Raw genomic sequence first — 16,774 nt, 5'->3', positions numbered from 1 at the left:
GCATGCTGCAGTGGAGGTTGGGGTGAGGATGCCCGCCGAAAAAGGGAGTGAGGAATGAATACAATATCCATGCCCGCTGGTAATCCGGATAACGAGCGCATATGGCTCGCGTCTTACCCGCCAACTTTGCCTGCGGAACTGCCACCGTTCGAGTTTGAATCGCTTGGCGCTCTGTTTGATAACAGCTGCCGCATCTATGCCAAGCGCGATGCTTTCAGCTGCATGGGCCGCGCCATGACGTTTGAGCAGTTGGGTGCGAATGCCACAAAGATTGCGGCATGGCTGCAGGAGGCAGGTTTTGCCAAGGGCGACCGCATTGCGGTGATGATGCCCAATATTTTGCAAAACCCTGTGGTGGTCTACGGCATCCTCAAGGCTGGCATGGTGGTTGTGAATGTCAATCCGCTGTATACCCCGCGCGAACTGGGCCATCAGCTGAAAGACTCTGGTGCTGTCGCCATGTTCGTGTTGGAAAATTTCGCCCATACCGTTCAGGCCGTTGCCCGCGACACCGCCCTTCGCAGCATTGTTGTGGCCACCATGGGCGATATGCTCGGGCTGAAAGGCCATCTGGTGAATTTCATTGTGCGCAAGGTGAAAAAGCTGGTTCCAGCCTGGTCTTTGCCGCAGGCCCAAAGCTTCCGGTCTGTTTTGGCAGAAGGGGAACATCTCTCGTACAAGCCGGAGCCAATTCAGCGCGACGATATTGCTTTCTTGCAGTACACCGGCGGCACCACCGGGGTTTCCAAAGGTGCGGTGCTGACCCATGGCAATCTGATTGCCAATACAATGCAGATGATGGCATGGCTTGGGGCTGAGTTTGATAAAAAATCTGCCACAGGATCGTTGGTTTATATCTGCGCACTGCCACTTTATCACATCTTTGCTTTAACGGTGAATTCGCTGATGGGCGTGGCGAGCGGTGCCAAAAACGTGCTGATCGTTAATCCGCGCGACATTCCCGGCTTCGTCAAAGAACTCGGGAACCATCGGTTCAATATTATCATTGGGCTGAACACGCTGTTTAACGCTCTGATGAACAATGATGATTTCAAAAAGCTGGACTTTTCATCCCTGAAGTTGACTTTTGCGGGCGGCATGTCGGTGCAGCGTCCGATTGCGGATCGTTGGCGCGAGATCACGGGCTGCAAAATCACCGAGGGTTATGGCCTGTCAGAAACATCGCCGGTGGCAACCGCCAATCGTCTGGATGAGCAGGATTTCACCGGTTGCATTGGCATGCCGATTTCTTCCACGGATGTCAGCATTCGTGATGAGGATGGACGCGCCTTGCCTATTGGTGAGGTTGGCGAAATCTGCATTCGCGGCCCGCAGGTGATGGCAGGCTATTGGCAGCGCCCGGATGAAACCTACAAGGTGATGACGCCCGACGGCTATTTCCGCTCTGGCGACATGGGTTTCATGAATGAGCGCGGTTACATCAAGATTGTTGATCGCAAGAAAGATATGATCCTTGTGTCCGGCTTCAATGTCTATCCCAATGAGATCGAAGAGGTTGCCGCCATGCATCCTGGCGTTCTCGAGGCAGCGGCCGTGGGCGTGCCTGATCCGCACTCTGGCGAGGCGGTGAAACTGTTTGTTGTGCGCAAAGATCCAAGCCTGACAGAGCAGGAGGTGAAGGATCATTGCGCCAAGAACCTCACCAATTACAAGCGTCCGCGCCATGTCGAGTTTCGCACTGAGCTGCCCAAATCCAATGTTGGCAAAATCCTGCGAAAAGATCTGAGAGGTTAGGCGAAAGCCCGGATTATACTTCCGACTATACCATTGTGCGTCTCATCCGACGCACAATCTTGGCCGCTTTTGCGGGGGGCTGCGTTGGCATATCTGTCTTTCATGCCGCAGGGGTATAATTTTCTCCTGAAATTGATTCCGGTTTGAGAATTTATGCAGTAAGTTCCTCGTCTATGACCGGATCGGGAGACATTCATGCAGGCCATTATCGAACAGTTGAAGACAAGCGTTGCGAACACCTCCGCAACCGATATTCGCGCGGCATTTGCAGCCGACTCCAACAGGTTTGAGCATTTCAGCGCCCGTTTCGATGATTTGCTGATGGATTATTCCAAATCGGCTGTGAACAAAGACATCATGGCACTTTTGCAATCCCTGTGCGAAAAAGCGGGCGTTGCTGAAAAGCGCGAGGCGATGTTTACGGGCGAGGAAATCAACTTTACCGAAGGCCGTGCCGTCCTGCACACCGCCCTTCGCAATCGCGCCAACACGCCTGTTCTGGTGGATGGCAAGGATGTGATGCCGGATGTGAATGCTGTGCTGGCCGCCATGTCAGATTTTGCTGAAGGCATTCGCGCCGGCAAAATCACCGGCTCGACCGGCCAGCAGATTACCGACGTGGTCAATATCGGCATTGGCGGCTCTGACCTCGGCCCCGCCATGGCAACGCTGGCGCTGGCGCCATTTCATGATGGTCCGCGCCTGCATTTCGTTTCCAATGTCGATGGCGCTCACATTGCCGATACATTAGCGCGGCTGGAGCCGGAAACCACATTGTTCATTGTGGCCTCCAAGACTTTTACCACCATCGAAACCATGACCAATGCGGCAACGGCGCGCCGGTTTATTGCCTCCATGCTGGGCGAAGACGCTGTGGGCCAGCATTTTGCCGCGGTCTCAACCGCGCTTGATAAGGTGAAGGCTTTTGGCATTGCCTCGGATCGGGTGTTCGGCTTTTGGGATTGGGTTGGCGGTCGCTATTCCATCTGGTCGGCCATTGGTCTGCCCTTGATGATCGCGGTGGGGGCCGATAATTTCGCGGCCTTTCTGACGGGTGCCCATGCCATGGACAACCATTTCAGACATGCACCATTCCTTGAGAATCTGCCAATGCTGCTGGGCGCGCTTGGCTATTACAATCGCAATGTGCTGGATTATGCGACACGCGCCGTGCTGCCCTATGATCAGCGTTTGTCGCGCTTTCCGGCCTATCTGCAACAGCTCGATATGGAATCAAACGGCAAGGGCGTGACCATTGACGGCACGCCGGTGAAGGGCAATTCCGGCCCGGTGGTGTGGGGAGAGCCCGGCACCAATGGTCAGCATGCTTTCTATCAGTTGATCCATCAGGGCACGAGCGTCATTCCCGCCGAGTTCATGATTGCCGCCAAGGGGTTTGAGCCAGAGCTTCGCCACCAGCATGATTTGCTGATCGCCAATTGCCTTGCGCAATCGGCGGCGCTGATGAAAGGGCGTACGCTGGAAGAAGCCAAGGGACAATTGCAAAAAGCGGGCATGGATGCCGCCAAGATTGACCACATTGCGCCCCATCGGGTTTTCACAGGCAATCGTCCATCCATCACCTTTGTGTATGAGCAATTGACGCCCTTTGCTCTGGGTCGCTTGATTGCGCTCTATGAGCATCGGGTGTTTGTCGAAGGTGTGCTGTTTGGCATCAATTCCTTTGATCAATGGGGCGTTGAACTGGGCAAAGAACTGGCCACAGGCCTTTTGCCGGTGGTTGAAGGCAAGGCAGGTACCGATGGTCAGGATGCGTCCACAGCCGGGCTGGTGCAGGTCTTGAGCAGTCTGGCGCGCTAAGGACATCGCGGATGCCAGATCAAAAGCTGGTACCCAAATCGGCCATTGTCACGGGCGCTGCCCGTGGCATTGGTGCTGCAATCTCAGCCCGATTGGCACAGGCGGGTGGGTTTTTTGTCATCGTCAGCGATGTTGATGGTGATGAGGCGGAAGCAACCGCCCGCGCCATTCGCGCATCGGGCGGCCAAGCACTTGCAATGGCTGCCGATATTGCCGATCGCGCCACATTTCCAAAACTGTTTGATCAGGCAGACGTCTTGTGTGGCGGCGTTGATGTGCTGGTCAACAATGCTGGAATTATGGTGCGGCGTCCCATGGTGGAGATTGATGACGCGATGTTTGATCGCCAGATCGCGGTGAACCTGACCGGAACATTTACCGGCATGCGCGAAGCCGCCAAGCGCTTGCGCGACGGTGGCCGGATTATCAATATTTCCAGCAGTGTCGCGGCGATGCGGGCGGAAAATTACAGCCTTTACGGTGCCACCAAAGCAGCCATCGAGACAATGACAGCGGTGCTTGCCAAGGAGCTACGCGGTCGTAACATCACCGTGAACGCTGTTGCTCCCGGCGCAACGGCGACGGATCTGTTTATGGATGGAAAATCCGAGCAGGCAATCGCGGCCTTTGCCAAACTTGCTCCGCTGGAACGGATTGGCACGCCTGACGAAATCGCAGCCGTTGTGGCTTTTCTGGCCGGACCGGAAGGCGGCTGGATCAACGGCCAGACGCTTCACGCCAATGGCGGCGTTATTTAAAAAACGTTTATTGGCTGTTTGAAAGCCTAAAGATATCTCCACCAGCTTTTTGAGCTGGCGGAGATGCATAATATGCCTTCAAAGCCCGATCTCATGGGCAAAGGGCGGGTTTGCGCCCGCGCGCGATACGGTGACAGCCGCAGCCTTGGCCCCCAGAGCCAGCGCCTTGGCAATTTGCTCTTCGCTCAGATCTGCCACTTGCGCTTTCGTCAGCAGATTTTGCAGCTTCAATGAGGCCAGAACGCCCGCGTCAAAAGTATCGCCAGCGCCGACGGTATCCACCACCGTGACTTTTTCGCTTGCCACCGTCACTTTATGCTTGGCGGTGTAGCCAACGGCACCATCGGCCCCACGGGTGATGACAACCAGCTTTGCGCCATGGTCCAGCCATGCGCGTGCAAGGCTTTCCTCGTCACCATCCATGCCAAACCAGGCCAGGTCTTCATCGGAAAATTTAACAATGTCAGACATGGCCGCCATGCGGCGGATGCGGGCCATATGGGCTTCTTTGTCCTTGATGAAGCCGGGGCGGATATTGGGGTCCAGAGAGATGACGCGGGTTTTATGTTCGCGCAGCATCAAGGCTTCATAGGTCGCACCACAGGGGTCGGGGATCAGGCTGATGGCACCGAAATGCAGTGCTTCGCAATCGTCGCCAAGCGTTGGCAGGTTTGCTTCGGTGATCATCCGGCCTGCGGTGTTTTCATCATAAAAGGCGTAAGTGGCATGGCCATCGACAAGTTTGACAAAGGCAATGGTGGTGGGTCTGGACAGTGTGGCGCAATAGCTGAAATCCACATGGCTTTTGCGCAATGTGTCGCGCAGCACATCGCCCAGCATGTCGTCCGAGAGGCCGGTGAAAAAGGCAGACGGTACGCCAAGACGACCCAGCGCAATGGCCGTGTTGAAGACGGCACCACCGGCATAGGGAGAAAAAGCAGGTTCACCCAGCGTGGTCTCACGCGGCAACATATCTATCAGGGCTTCACCACAACTCAGGATCATTCGAGCCTCCCAGGCCATTTGTTCGATTGTTTAATCGATTTAAACCAAGTGATTGATTTTTGCCAGCCCGCTGAGCAATTCTTCGGACTGGCCAGCCATCAGACAAGTTCGCTGACGCCGCCGTTGCGGCCAGACCATTCAAGGGGGGCGTCGAGGAAGGATTCGACTTCCGACAAGGTCTTGTCATCAAACAGTTTTTGTTGCTTGGCAACCGATAGCACATTGCGCCAGGTGGCAATATGGTGAAGCTTGACGCCGCCTTTGTTGAAGCGCTCATGGGCTTCCGGGAAGATGTCGTAGAAAAACAGCGCCATGCCGTGATCAATCACGCCGCCGGCTGCGCGCACGGCATCAATGAAGGTAAACATGCTGCCGCCAGCCGTTGTCAGGTCTTCAATCACCAGAACGCGGGCACCTTCCGGCATATGGCCTTCGATCTGGGCATTTTTGCCATGACCCTTTGGCTTTTTGCGCACATAGATCATGGGAAGGTTCAAGCGATCCGCCAGAAGAGCCGCAAAGGGAATGCCAGCGGTTTCGCCGCCCGCGATGCAATCGAATTGCTCAAACCCGGCATTGCTCAAGAGGGTTGCGACGGCAAAATCCATGACGCTCGAGCGCACGCGAGGATAGGACAACAGCTTGCGGCAATCGATATAAACTGGGCTACGCATGCCCGATGCCAGCTTGTAAGGCTCCGTCGCGTTAAAATGCACCGCCTTGATTTCCCAAAGCATCTTGGCAAGCAGATTAGCCATGACGGCAGGATCAGAAAAGGATGTCAGGGTCATTACGTGCTCCTCATGGGTCGGGCGGCGCTGTCAAATTGTGCTGCAGATATAAAGCGTTACATCGCACTGTGTGGCTTTGGTAAAACGCACGGCGCTGTATAACAAGAAGCAGCAAGGCGCGCCAGATGGATTCCCGGATTGCGCGATGTGATCAGTCTATCAGGCGAGGTGGCTTGCGACTGTGGCTATGGCAGGATTTGACACGACTTCGATGCGGTTGCGCCCCATGCGTTTGGCGCTGTAAAGGGCGTCATCCGCCTGCTTGAGCAACCCTTCAAAGGTCATGCCGTCGACTGTTCCATAGCTGATCCCAACGCTGGTGGTGACGCGGATCGTTTCGCCATCGACTATAATGTCGCGTTCTTGCAGATGTCGGCGAATGCGCTCGCCAATCCACTCGGCGCGTCCGGGCGGGGCATTTTCAATCACGGCCGCAAATTCTTCGCCGCCCAACCGCGCGACGCAATCAACACCCACAGCACTTTGCAATTCCCTGGCAACCGTCTGGATAACCCGATCCCCGGCGGCGTGGCCATGTTGGTCGTTGATGGATTTGAAGCGGTCAATATCAAACACCAAAACTGCCATGTCTGCTTTGAAATGCTTCTGTGAATATTTTTCAAACAGGGCACGGCGATTGAAAAGACCGGTGAGGGAATCGGTTATGGCTTCCAGCCGATGCTGGAGCGTAATGCGGGCCTGATGAGCGGTGAGTGACAAAACGCCAATTCCGGTCATACCGACAATGCAGGACGCAATATTGATTTTCTCGCTCACCCCGTCAGGGGCACCCTGCATCACCCATGATCCAGCATGAACCAAAGCAATGGCGCAGAGAAGAAAGGAAAGGGAGATGATGCCGTAAAGCAGGGCGATACCGGCAAGGATGCCCGGAGATTCCGCTCTGCCGATCCAATATTGATGGGCCGTGGCTAAAAGTGCAACGGTCGCACCCAGATTGAGCAGGATGAAGCCAACGCCCCAATACTGTGAGATAAAGGCTGTGGTGATACTGAGCGAAGCAACACTTGCGAGGCAAACAACACGTGCCAGGGGAAAATTGCCGCTTCGAAAATGCACGGCGGCACCGTAGAGGACGCAAAAGCCCCATTGCATCAATGACATTGCCAGCGTACCGGCAAGTGTCGTGGGCCACCACAGGAAAAATGAGTAGGACAAAATCCCGGCAACGCAAAGGAAAAGCCCAACAATCCAGCTGAGAAGAAATGAGGATTCCCGGCGTCCGAGCCACGTACCCATGAGCGTCAGGAGCAAGCACAGCCCTGACAAGCCCAGCGCAGACAGCAGAGAATTATAGTCCAGCATCATGCTCATCCCTAAAGCGCGATCATGCGCTTTTCCTAGCACGATACTATGATGATTTTCTCTCTAAAAAGTTACGCGCAATATGATTCATCTTTTAAACGTAAGCAATGCACATCACGTTTAAGTCACATCCCAATGAAGAGGAAACATCGGATCGAAGACTGTCACAATACCTGCGTCTGTTTCAATTTTCGATGGAAAAGATACCGGTTCATCGCGCTTGACCAGGGTGATGGTCTCTTCGTTACATGGCAAACCATACCAGGCTGGGCCATTCAGCGACGTGAAGGCTTCAAGCTTGTCGAGTGCATTCTCCTGCTCAAACACATGGGCAAGGCAGCTCATGGTGTTGATGGAGGTGTAAATGCCGGCGCAACCACAGCCACATTCCTTCAAGGGGTCGATATGCGGGGCAGAATCGGTGCCTAAGAAAAAGCGCGTATCACCAGATGTGGCAGCGGCCCGCAAGCTGAGCCGGTGGCTCTCGCGCTTGGCAACCGGCAGGCAATAATAATGGGGACGAATGCCACCCACCAGAATGGCATTGCGGTTGATGATCAAATGATGCGTGGTGATGGAGCCTGCCAGATTGCGCGCAGCAGAACGAATATACTCCACGCCGTCTGTTGTGGTGACATGTTCCATGGTCACCTTCAACTCCGGCAGGCGCTTGCGCAGAGGCTCCAGAACTGTGTCGATAAACACCGCTTCACGGTCGAAAATATCAACCTCCGGGGTGGTCACTTCGCCGTGCACGCACAGCGGCAGGCCAATCTTTGCCATGCGCTCCAGCACCGGCATGGCCTTGTCCAGATCGCGCACGCCGCCATGGGAATTGGTGGTAGCACCGGCGGGATAAAGCTTGACCGCCGTGATCAGGCCGGTGTTTTTACCGTCTTCCACATCGTCGGGATTGGTGTGCTCGGTGAGATAAAGCGTCATCAACGGCTGAAAGCTGTGCTCTTTCGGCACGGCCGCCACAATACGTTCGCGGTAGGCGATTGCATCTTGCGTGGTTACCACCGGCGGCACGAGATTTGGCATGATGATGGCGCGGCCGAAATATCGGCTGGTGTCGCCCACCACACCCTGAAGCATCGCACCATCCCGCAAATGCAGGTGCCAGTCATCGGGGCGGCGAATGGTGAGCGAACGCATGGGCTATCTCCGGCAAAAAATCTTTGGCCGGAAATAGCATTGTTCCACCGTCGAGACAAATCATCGCTGGCAAAATCAGGCAATTTTTCCAAGCGGCTGACTGCCAGCGCTTAAGGCCGCTTCCTCGGCCTGTTCGCGACGGTCATTTTCCATAATGGTGCGAATTTTCGGCAGTGATTTTTCAAAGGCAGCGACGCAAGCCGGATCAAACTGGCTTCCAGCGCGCCCCAGAATATGCTCGACAGTGCGCTCATAAGACCATGCGGGCTTGTAGGGCCGCTCTGTGGTCAGCGCATCAAAATTATCGGCAATACAGACAATGCGACCGGCCAGCGGAATGGCCTCGCCCGCCAAACGGTTCGGATAACCCTGTCCATCCCACCGCTCATGATGGCTAATGGCGATTTCGGACGCCAGTTGCAACAAGGAGGAATGAGAGCGGGCGAGGATATTGGCCCCAACTTCCGTGTGAGACTGCATTTGCCTGAATTCAGACTCAGTCAATTTGCCTTGCTTGAGCATCATGGTATCGGGCATGGCCACTTTGCCAATGTCGTGCATCGGGGCTGCAAGCCGCAGATCGGTGCAAAATTGCTCGCTCAAGCCCATTTCCCGAGCGATGGTTTCGGAATAAGCGGCAACGCGCAATGTGTGGCGGGCCGTTTCGGGATCTTTATATCCGGCAGCAAGGGTCAGCCGTTCGATGATTTCCTGCTCGCGCAGTCTGAGTTCCTGAACCGCTTTTTCCACCTCGTTACGCAGCCATTCGGCCTGATCCGCCAGTTGGCGACGGGCAATTGTCAGATTGACAATATTATGAATGCGAACCTGAAATTCCACCGGATTGACCGGCTTGGTCAAAAAGTCGATGGCACCGGCATTGAGCGCTGCCATGCGCGTTGTCATGTCTTTGTCGGCGGTGATGAAAACCACCGGCACATTGGCGTATTTTTCAAACCGGACAATCTCGGTGAACAGCTCGACGCCATTGTAGACGGGCATCTGATAATCAATAATCGCAACATCGAAATCCAGATCGGGCAATGCCGACAAAACCTCATCAGGGGTTGAAAAGGCCACGGCTTCGCAATTTTCGACCTTCTTCACCAACCGTACGAGAAGTTTAAGATTGGTATTATTATCGTCAACGACTAAAATACGCATTTTTGCCTCCCGGGTCATCAGGCCACCAATTTCAATTTCATCGTTTCGATTTCCTCTGAGAGCCTGCCAATCGACTCAAATGTTGGCGCAACGCTCCGCAAGGCATCGGCATGATGAGCGATATCGTTGAGCCCGACATTGCTCGCCGCTCCTTTGATCGTGTGCAGAACGCGGTCAATTTCCGGATTATTTTGATTGGCAAAGGCGATGTTGAGCGCTCCAATCAGATCTTTTGCGTCATTAAAAAACGATTCAATCAGTTCCTGGTACACGTCTTCACCCAGGGCTTCAATCAATTCATCCTGGCGTGATTTATCCAGCCCGTTGATTTCGTCAAGATGCTGCTGGAGTGTAAGGGGCGGCTGTTCCGGGGTTGGATCAACCAGATCGCCGATGTCGAGCGGGTCTTTGTCGGTGTCACTGTCGTGTTCTGCGGGCGCGAAGGTGAGGATCACATCGCGCAGGCGGTTCATGGTGACGGGTTTGGATTCAAACCCCACCATGCCTGCCGCGCGGCATCGGCGGCGATCTTCGTCGGAAGCATTGGCGGTCATGGCGATAATGGGGGTGAGGGCGGCCGCACCACCGCGCTGAATAATATGCTTGGTCGCCTCGATGCCGTCCATCACCGGCATTTGCATGTCCATCAGGATCAGATCGAAGGTTTCCTGTTCTGTTTTTTCCACGGCTTCAGCACCGTCGCTGGCCAACACCACGGTCTGATTGAGCTTTTCGAGAAAGCGGCTGGCGACCTGCTGATTGACGATATTGTCTTCCACCAGCAAAATCCGCAGGCGTGGAAAATGCCTTTCCAGTGTCTCGCTTTTGGTGTTCTGACGCACTTCATCCTTGCCAGCCACAATCACCGGCAATTCGAACCAGAAAATACTGCCGACCCCCACCGTGCTGCTCATGCCCAGCTCGCCGCCCAGCTTGCCCACGATCTGTTTGCAGATGGTCAGACCCAGCCCGGTGCCGCCGTACCGTCGGCTGATACTGGCATCGACCTGGCTGAACGGCTGAAACAGCTTGGCAACGCCCGCTTCATCAATGCCGATGCCGGTGTCTTCCACCTCAAAGCGCAACATCAGCGCGCTGCCGCGATAAAATTCTCTCAGGCGCAGTGTCACGGTGCCGTTATGGGTGAATTTCACCGCATTGCTCAACAAATTGAGCAGAACCTGCCGAAGGCGCGTTGGGTCGGTGCGCACATACAGCGCTTCCAGCGACAGCGGGATATCGAGAATAAGTTCGCTTTTTTGCGCGTCCGCTCGGCCTTGAATGATGCTGATTGTGCTTTCGGCCAGCGCGTAAATATCAACGGCGCGTTCTTCCAGCTCCAGCTTGCCATGCTCGATTTTCGAATAATCGAGAACCTCGTTGATCACTTCCAGCAGCGCTTCGCCAGACGAGCGAATGGTCTTCACACTTTGCAGCGCCTCAGGCGGCAGTTCGGAATATTCCAGCAATTCCGCCATGCCCAAAATGGCGTTCAGCGGCGTGCGGATCTCATGCCCCATGGTTGCCATGAATTGCGATTTTGCCCGATTGCCCGAATCGGCAGCCTCATAGGCGTTTGACACCTCGCGCGCCATTGTTTCCAGCCGATGGCTGGTCTCGCGCAAGGACGTCAACTGGCGGCGCAGTGTCACCACCAGAAAGATCACCGAGACCATCAACAACCCCAGCATGACGGCTGAGGTCTTTTCCAGCTCGATCATATTGGCGCGAATGGAAGCACGCTCATTGCCAACAAAGTTGTTGGTGTAGAGCAGCAAGTCGCCAGTGTCCCGTGTCAACCGGCCAAGTTGTTGATCAACGGGTTCAAACTCCTGCTTTTCTGGGATTTTTCCATTGGCGATGCTGTCAAAAAACGGCTGCATTTCGGCGATGAAACCAGCAATTTTCCCCAAATAGTCCTGAACCGTTGCATCATGACTGAAATACGCGCCAAATTGGGTTTGGTTGACCAGCTTGAGGCGCGAGTACAAAATGTCGTAGCGCAAGCTGATGTCTGTCAGCTCTTTGGGACCGATGCTGTCCAGCCGCCGCGCTTCGGCAACGGTATAGTCCAGCGTGCGGGCCTCACGATCCAGCTGGTAAACGGCCCATGTCGCATTTTCGCGGATGTCATCAAATAACATATGGAAGCGGTCCGAAATGTCTTTGGACAGCAGCAGAAAGGTTAAAAGCAGAACGCCTGACAGGATCAGCAGCACAAATGTTGTTTTAGGCTGTGAGCGGTGTCGCTCCAAACCATTGCGATTGAACAGGATCATGGAATTATCTCAATGTCCTTGATTTGCCACACTGAGCGCGAAAAATAGGTCTCCGTGTATAATTTTGGATTGAGATCGAAGGGGTAAACCAACATGGTTGGCCCTTTGTCGCGCACAGACATGGTCTTGCCATTCAGTCTGGTCGCAACAATCACTTCAAAGGTGCCTGCATCAGCGGCTGGCACGACAACCGCGTAATCATTGAGGGCGCGGACCTTCAATGAACCCGCAGGTGCGCCAGCGGCCTCCAGTACAGCGCGTAAAAGCGGGCCGGAAAATGTCACTTTTCCTTCGGTCCAGGGCGTTTCCATTGTGGCGCTGCGCCCCTTGAGCGCGTCCAGCATGGCGAGATCAAAGACCGCGTCGGCACCGCTGTTGGGGTGGGCAAGCGTGCCTTTGACGGTGAGAATAACCGCGCCTTTGGGAGTATCGAGCGCCATCAGCGGCGTTGCCATGAAAAGACATGCTGCCACGGTCATCAGCAAACGTTTCATTGAAACACTCCTTACTTGCTTGGATCGGCACGAACATTGAGCGGTGGGTGTTTATTCCGCCGTGGCTTTACGCCCGCGATGGTTGGCGATGAGCTGGCGAAACGCCAGGGCCTCCACGGGTTTGGTGAGAAAATCAGAGACACCATTTTGCTTGGCTGCCAGCCGCAACGCAGGGTCGTTGTCACCCGTGACCATGATGATCGGCACTGTGTCATAGCGATGGAGCTGGCGAATGGCCTTGACGAATTGCAGGCCGGTCATGCCTGGCAAGATCTGGTCAACAATCAACATGTCGAACAAGGTATTGTGACACAACACCAGAGCGTCATTGGCATCAGCTTGCACGGTGATTTCATCATCTGCGACCTTGCGTGCCAGATGCTTCAAGATCATCGCATTGGTCGGATTGTCTTCGACGATCAGAATGCTCATGGGGGTCTCCCTCAGATGTTGCCATCAAACCCGTTGGGTTCAACGACAGAGGAAAGCCGAGGACCGCAACCGGTATCGAATTATGCCGTAAAAATGGACAGTGCTGTCGTGTCTCATTCGGGTTTTCATGTGGAGCACCCTGCATCATGCAGGACCAGCCAAGTACTCCATCCGCAAGTTGTAACGAGATTGCACTGATATTAGCTGAAGCAAATGGGTAAATTTTTAGTTTTTTTGCGCTGTGTTGGGATTAACCTTTGCAGCGCTGGACGCATCAAGCCGGGCAGGACGCTGGCTTAACCAACGGCGGGGCGATGGCCACGCGTGAAAGGCGTCGCAGCAATTCGCGCGGTTGGCGAATGATAATGGCCTCGCTGTTTCGCTCGATCACGGCGTCTTGCAAAAGGCGCGACATTTCGCGCGAAATGCTCTCGCGGCTTGTGCCGACATGTTCTGCCAAGGCCGCATGAATAAGGGGTGGCGCAATGATGCGCCGCTCTGGATTGTCCGTGCTGGGCAGCGATAGCCGCAGCAAAGCATTGTAAAGTCGGTGTTTGACATCCAGATAGGAATGCTCGCTGATTTTGAGATAGAGCTGGCGCATGCGAAATGTCATGGTGGTGAGCAAGTTCAAACAGATATCGTGGTGGGCTTCAAGGATCTCCCGGAAGACGTCGGGATGGATCATGATGACCTCGCCATCTGTGATCGTCATCAAAAAACCGTTCTCCCAATGACCGTTCAGCGCAACCAGCGCGCCGACGATGGAGCCGGGCGCAAAATCTTCCAAAAACAATTCCTTGCCGGGTGCAACCCGCAACACAGCCCGGATCATGCCGGAGGTGTTGATGAACACGGCCCTTTCCGTGCGCTCTGGATCATAAAGGATCGTGCCCGCAATCACCTTTCGGGTTTCGCAGCGCTCAGACCAGACTTGGTCCTGCTCTTGTGTGAGGCTCTGAAAGAGCGGTATCTGCCTCAAAAAGCCGGTTGTCTTGGCGCGCTCATCTCCAGCCATCAGCCACCTTTCTTGATAATGGATAGTTTTACATCATTGTAACGTTCAATGATGGGGAAAAACAACCTTAAGAAAGGGAGGATCATCTGTTTACTCAAATAGGAGATGTGGCAGGGCTGTCCGCAGCGGATTGAAGCGGACAATTGAAGCGGACAGCGGCAGCCTGGTTTTTGGTCGCGTTTTAATTCAGGCTGGCAGCTGCATCGCCCCATACGTCGCTGAGGGCAAAGCCCGCGCTTAAGGGATCGAATGCATCCAAGGCCACCTGATGCAGCCCGAATGTGAAGCCGCGGCCCGTGATGGTCGGAATAACCGCCGCCCGGTCGCCAACAGAGGTGAGACCTTCCAGCCCGACCTGAAACTCGGAGCCGATGATGGAGCGCGAGAGAAAACGCTCGCCGGGTTTGATCTTGCCGCGCGCATGCAGAGTGGCCAGATTGGCAGAGTTGCCGGTGCCGCAGGGTGAGCGATCAACGCGACCGGGCCACATGGTGGTGCAGGTGCGCACCGCACCATCGGGATCCTGATCACGGAACATCACGTAAGCAACACCGGAAATCTCAGGGATTTCCGGGTGAACAACGTGAAACTGGCTGTTGATCTCGGCCTTGAGCATCATGCCGGCCTCCACAAGCTTACGGGCATTTTCTGGCGCAATGGCAAGGCCGATTTGTGGGGCGTCGATCAGAGCATAAAAAATACCGCCATAGGCGAGATCAACGCTGATTTCGCCCCATTCGCGGGTGGTGATCTTCGCGTCCAACTGGTGCACGAAAGAGGGCACCATGGTCAATGTCACGCTTTCGCAATGGCCATCGCGGCATTGGGCCTTGGCTTTCACCAAACCGGCTGCGGTTTCTAAAACAACAGTGGTTTCCGGCTCCTGCATGTCCACAATGCCGCTTTCCAGCAAGGCCGTGGTGACGCAGATGGAATTGGAACCAGAGCTGGCATGCGCCTGATCTGGCTGCAGAATGATAAAAGCGGCGTCAGCGTCGGGATGTTTGGGTGGCAACAGCAGGTTGACCGAGCCAATCGGCGCACCACGCGGCTCCAGCACCAAAAAGCGCCGTAGCTCTTGCCCTTTCGGATCCGTATTCAGCCAGTGCAATTGCTCGGCAACCGTTTTGCCAGGAATTTTTGGCACGCCGCCGGTGGCCACTTTGCCAATTTCGCCCTCACAATGGACGTCCAGCAATTGCATTACCCGCTTCCACCGCATGCCTGCTTCTCCCGATCATTCTCATCCCTTCTCAATTCGGGGGATGAGGCCAAAGATAATTATCCTGATATATCAGGAGAACTATCTTTGGCGATAGAGAAATCTGGGGCGATAGAGTTTGTCAGGAAAAAGTGGTCACCGGTTTTTCTGATCAGACAAACGACCACAAGAAAAGCGAGCGTCTGTCTGGTTCAATCTGAACCTGACAGACTCGAGAGAAATCTGGGTCGCAATCCGATGTTATCGTGCCGATCTTATCGCGGAAGAGTGTCGGATACCGCACCAAGGGTCGATCCAGCGCTGTTTCCCAGCCGCTTGAGTTGATCATCGTAATTGCGCCGCGTGCGGCCATCGAAGATCATAATAGGAGCGCTGATGGCTGTGCTGGCGACCTGTCCGATTGTGCTGGTTGTGCCGATTGCGACCGCGCCAAGGGCTTCGCCAAGACCCACGTTGGAATCCGTCACGGTCTGACCGGTCAGAAGGCGGTCGCCAATCAACCGCACCACCTCAGGGCTTTCGGCAAATTTGCCGTGATTCAACTGATCTCCGGTTTTCAGCTTGGTCAGATCAATCACGGTGATGCCCGCAGCTTCCAGTCCGCTGCGGTAAGGCTCTTCGGCGGGGTTGATTTGTCCAAGTCGATCCACATTGCCTGAAATACGCCGGGAAATGCTCAGCGCGCGGTCATCGCGCGAGACAAAAATGGTGAAATGCGGATGCTTGGGGCCGAGGGCCATGAACTGGCTTTTGAACACATCCACATCCAGATCGGGTGATGCGAGGATAACATTGGTAATCTTGGTGTTCACCCGTCCTTGGCGAATGGCCATTTGTCGCAGAGCTTCCACAGCCAGCCATGATCCCATGGAGTGCGCCATCACGGTCACATCGGTCACGCCCGGCTGGCTGCTGACGCGGGTTAGCAATTCCTCCAAGGCATCGCGGGAATAATTGGTGCTTTCCTTATCGTAATTATAATCAAATATGCTGGCCCGCGATGGCCAGGTGAACAGCACCGGCACAACATCCGTCTTGGAATCATGCACAATCTGGGCAAATCGATAGACGGAATCCTCGTAGGTGTTGTTAAAGCCGTGCACGAAGACCATCACGCGGTGCTTGTTGAAGGAACTTGCGCGCAGCCAGTTTTTCACGTCGCGCTCCGTCGACAGAGGCGTGACGCTGACCGTGGTAAAGGATTTGCTGGGGTCAGGCGGGAGTTTTTTGGGCCACTGAACCTCACCAATCTTGCGGTTTTTATCCGGTGGTATCGATATGGCCACGGCATCGGTCTTCAAGCCGGTACCGCGCTCGCCGTTAAACAAGATGGCTGGATCACCCGATTGTTCGCGCGTCGTTGCCACCAGCATATTGACGGGGGTGGCCCCTTGTATGTTCACAGGGCCAACCGGCTTCATCACACCCTCAAGCCGCCCGCCGCACCCCGCTAAGGCGAGTGTGAGGGCAATGAAAATTGCGCGCTTCGAAAAATGGCTGATCGCGGAACGTGTCATGACAAAGCGGCTCTTTTGCGCCCCTGCACCATCG

General features: G+C 54.9%; 14 protein-coding genes. 3 read left to right on the top strand and 11 right to left on the bottom strand.

Annotated features, from left to right (window positions below; all coding sequences use genetic code 11):
• Positions 1–54 precede the first annotated feature (54 nt).
• From BJF95_RS08475 to BJF95_RS08465, 3 genes are all read left to right on the top strand, one after another.
• Positions 55–1,755: a long-chain-fatty-acid--CoA ligase gene (locus BJF95_RS08475; RefSeq protein ID WP_075639030.1), complete on the top strand. Its 1,701-nt coding sequence runs from the start codon at positions 55–57 to the stop codon at positions 1,753–1,755.
• A 195-nt stretch (positions 1,756–1,950) separates the two neighbouring features.
• Positions 1,951–3,576: a glucose-6-phosphate isomerase gene (gene pgi, locus BJF95_RS08470; RefSeq protein WP_075639029.1), complete on the top strand. Its 1,626-nt coding sequence runs from the start codon at positions 1,951–1,953 to the stop codon at positions 3,574–3,576.
• Positions 3,577–3,587: 11 nt separating this feature from the next.
• The gene (locus tag BJF95_RS08465; RefSeq protein ID WP_075639028.1) at positions 3,588–4,334 is read left to right on the top strand and encodes an SDR family oxidoreductase; all 747 of its coding nucleotides are present in this window, start codon (positions 3,588–3,590) and stop codon (positions 4,332–4,334) included.
• A gap of 78 nt (positions 4,335–4,412) precedes the next feature.
• On the opposite strand, the gene BJF95_RS08460 is transcribed toward BJF95_RS08465, so the two are convergent.
• The 11 genes from BJF95_RS08460 to BJF95_RS08410 form a co-directional block, all read right to left on the bottom strand.
• Entirely contained in the window at positions 4,413–5,339 is a 927-nt protein-coding gene (locus tag BJF95_RS08460; protein ID WP_075639027.1) for a carbohydrate kinase family protein, read from the bottom strand.
• 98 nt (positions 5,340–5,437) lie between these two features.
• The gene (locus tag BJF95_RS08455) at positions 5,438–6,130 is read right to left on the bottom strand and encodes an orotate phosphoribosyltransferase (RefSeq protein ID WP_075639026.1); all 693 of its coding nucleotides are present in this window, start codon (positions 6,128–6,130) and stop codon (positions 5,438–5,440) included.
• A 159-nt stretch (positions 6,131–6,289) separates the two neighbouring features.
• Positions 6,290–7,456 carry a GGDEF domain-containing protein gene (locus BJF95_RS08450; RefSeq protein ID WP_175577228.1) on the bottom strand — a complete coding sequence of 389 codons (1,167 nt, stop codon included), beginning with the start codon at positions 7,454–7,456 and terminating at the stop codon, positions 6,290–6,292.
• A gap of 120 nt (positions 7,457–7,576) precedes the next feature.
• Entirely contained in the window at positions 7,577–8,614 is a 1,038-nt protein-coding gene (gene pyrC, locus BJF95_RS08445) for a dihydroorotase (RefSeq protein ID WP_075639025.1), read from the bottom strand.
• Between the two features lie 75 nt (positions 8,615–8,689).
• A complete protein-coding gene (locus tag BJF95_RS08440; protein WP_075639335.1) occupies positions 8,690–9,778 on the bottom strand; it encodes an HD domain-containing phosphohydrolase in 1,089 nt (362 codons plus the stop codon).
• A 17-nt stretch (positions 9,779–9,795) separates the two neighbouring features.
• Complete coding sequence (locus BJF95_RS08435) at positions 9,796–12,057, bottom strand: ATP-binding protein (protein WP_075639024.1); 2,262 nt, start codon at positions 12,055–12,057, stop codon at positions 9,796–9,798.
• Positions 12,054–12,551 (bottom strand): putative pterin-binding protein, encoded by a 498-nt coding sequence (locus BJF95_RS08430; RefSeq protein WP_075639023.1) that lies wholly within the window; start codon positions 12,549–12,551, stop codon positions 12,054–12,056. Before BJF95_RS08430 ends, BJF95_RS08435 begins: the two co-directional genes overlap by 4 nt.
• A 51-nt stretch (positions 12,552–12,602) precedes the next feature.
• Entirely contained in the window at positions 12,603–12,983 is a 381-nt protein-coding gene (locus BJF95_RS08425) for a response regulator (RefSeq protein ID WP_075639022.1), read from the bottom strand.
• A 274-nt stretch (positions 12,984–13,257) separates the two neighbouring features.
• Positions 13,258–14,001, bottom strand: a complete 744-nt coding sequence (locus tag BJF95_RS08420; RefSeq protein WP_075639021.1) for a Crp/Fnr family transcriptional regulator — start codon at positions 13,999–14,001, stop codon at positions 13,258–13,260.
• A gap of 181 nt (positions 14,002–14,182) precedes the next feature.
• Positions 14,183–15,223: a proline racemase family protein gene (locus tag BJF95_RS08415; RefSeq protein WP_075639020.1), complete on the bottom strand. Its 1,041-nt coding sequence runs from the start codon at positions 15,221–15,223 to the stop codon at positions 14,183–14,185.
• 254 nt (positions 15,224–15,477) lie between these two features.
• Positions 15,478–16,740: an alpha/beta hydrolase gene (locus tag BJF95_RS08410; protein ID WP_075639019.1), complete on the bottom strand. Its 1,263-nt coding sequence runs from the start codon at positions 16,738–16,740 to the stop codon at positions 15,478–15,480.
• Positions 16,741–16,774: the final 34 nt, after the last annotated feature.

It is taken from the genome of Rhizobium oryziradicis, assembly GCF_001939045.1.
In the GTDB taxonomy this organism is placed as follows: Bacteria; Pseudomonadota; Alphaproteobacteria; order Rhizobiales; family Rhizobiaceae; genus Allorhizobium; species Allorhizobium oryziradicis.
The sequence above is the reverse complement of the archived record's forward strand: the minus strand, read 5'-3'. Positions and strand labels throughout refer to the sequence as shown.

What these genes read in the sequence shown, in the direction of transcription:
- BJF95_RS08475 (WP_075639030.1), top strand. Translation starts at nt 55, where the DNA reads ATGAATACAATATCCATGCCCGCTGGTAATCCGGATAACGAGCGCATA.
- pgi (WP_075639029.1), top strand. Translation starts at nt 1,951, where the DNA reads ATGCAGGCCATTATCGAACAGTTGAAGACAAGCGTTGCGAACACCTCC.
- BJF95_RS08465 (WP_075639028.1), top strand. Translation starts at nt 3,588, where the DNA reads ATGCCAGATCAAAAGCTGGTACCCAAATCGGCCATTGTCACGGGCGCT.
- BJF95_RS08460 (WP_075639027.1), bottom strand. Translation starts at nt 5,339, where the DNA reads ATGATCCTGAGTTGTGGTGAAGCCCTGATAGATATGTTGCCGCGTGAG.
- BJF95_RS08455 (WP_075639026.1), bottom strand. Translation starts at nt 6,130, where the DNA reads ATGACCCTGACATCCTTTTCTGATCCTGCCGTCATGGCTAATCTGCTT.
- BJF95_RS08450 (WP_175577228.1), bottom strand. Translation starts at nt 7,456, where the DNA reads ATGCTGGACTATAATTCTCTGCTGTCTGCGCTGGGCTTGTCAGGGCTG.
- pyrC (WP_075639025.1), bottom strand. Translation starts at nt 8,614, where the DNA reads ATGCGTTCGCTCACCATTCGCCGCCCCGATGACTGGCACCTGCATTTG.
- BJF95_RS08440 (WP_075639335.1), bottom strand. Translation starts at nt 9,778, where the DNA reads ATGCGTATTTTAGTCGTTGACGATAATAATACCAATCTTAAACTTCTC.
- BJF95_RS08435 (WP_075639024.1), bottom strand. Translation starts at nt 12,057, where the DNA reads ATGATCCTGTTCAATCGCAATGGTTTGGAGCGACACCGCTCACAGCCT.
- BJF95_RS08430 (WP_075639023.1), bottom strand. Translation starts at nt 12,551, where the DNA reads ATGAAACGTTTGCTGATGACCGTGGCAGCATGTCTTTTCATGGCAACG.
- BJF95_RS08425 (WP_075639022.1), bottom strand. Translation starts at nt 12,983, where the DNA reads ATGAGCATTCTGATCGTCGAAGACAATCCGACCAATGCGATGATCTTG.
- BJF95_RS08420 (WP_075639021.1), bottom strand. Translation starts at nt 14,001, where the DNA reads ATGGCTGGAGATGAGCGCGCCAAGACAACCGGCTTTTTGAGGCAGATA.
- BJF95_RS08415 (WP_075639020.1), bottom strand. Translation starts at nt 15,223, where the DNA reads ATGCGGTGGAAGCGGGTAATGCAATTGCTGGACGTCCATTGTGAGGGC.
- BJF95_RS08410 (WP_075639019.1), bottom strand. Translation starts at nt 16,740, where the DNA reads ATGACACGTTCCGCGATCAGCCATTTTTCGAAGCGCGCAATTTTCATT.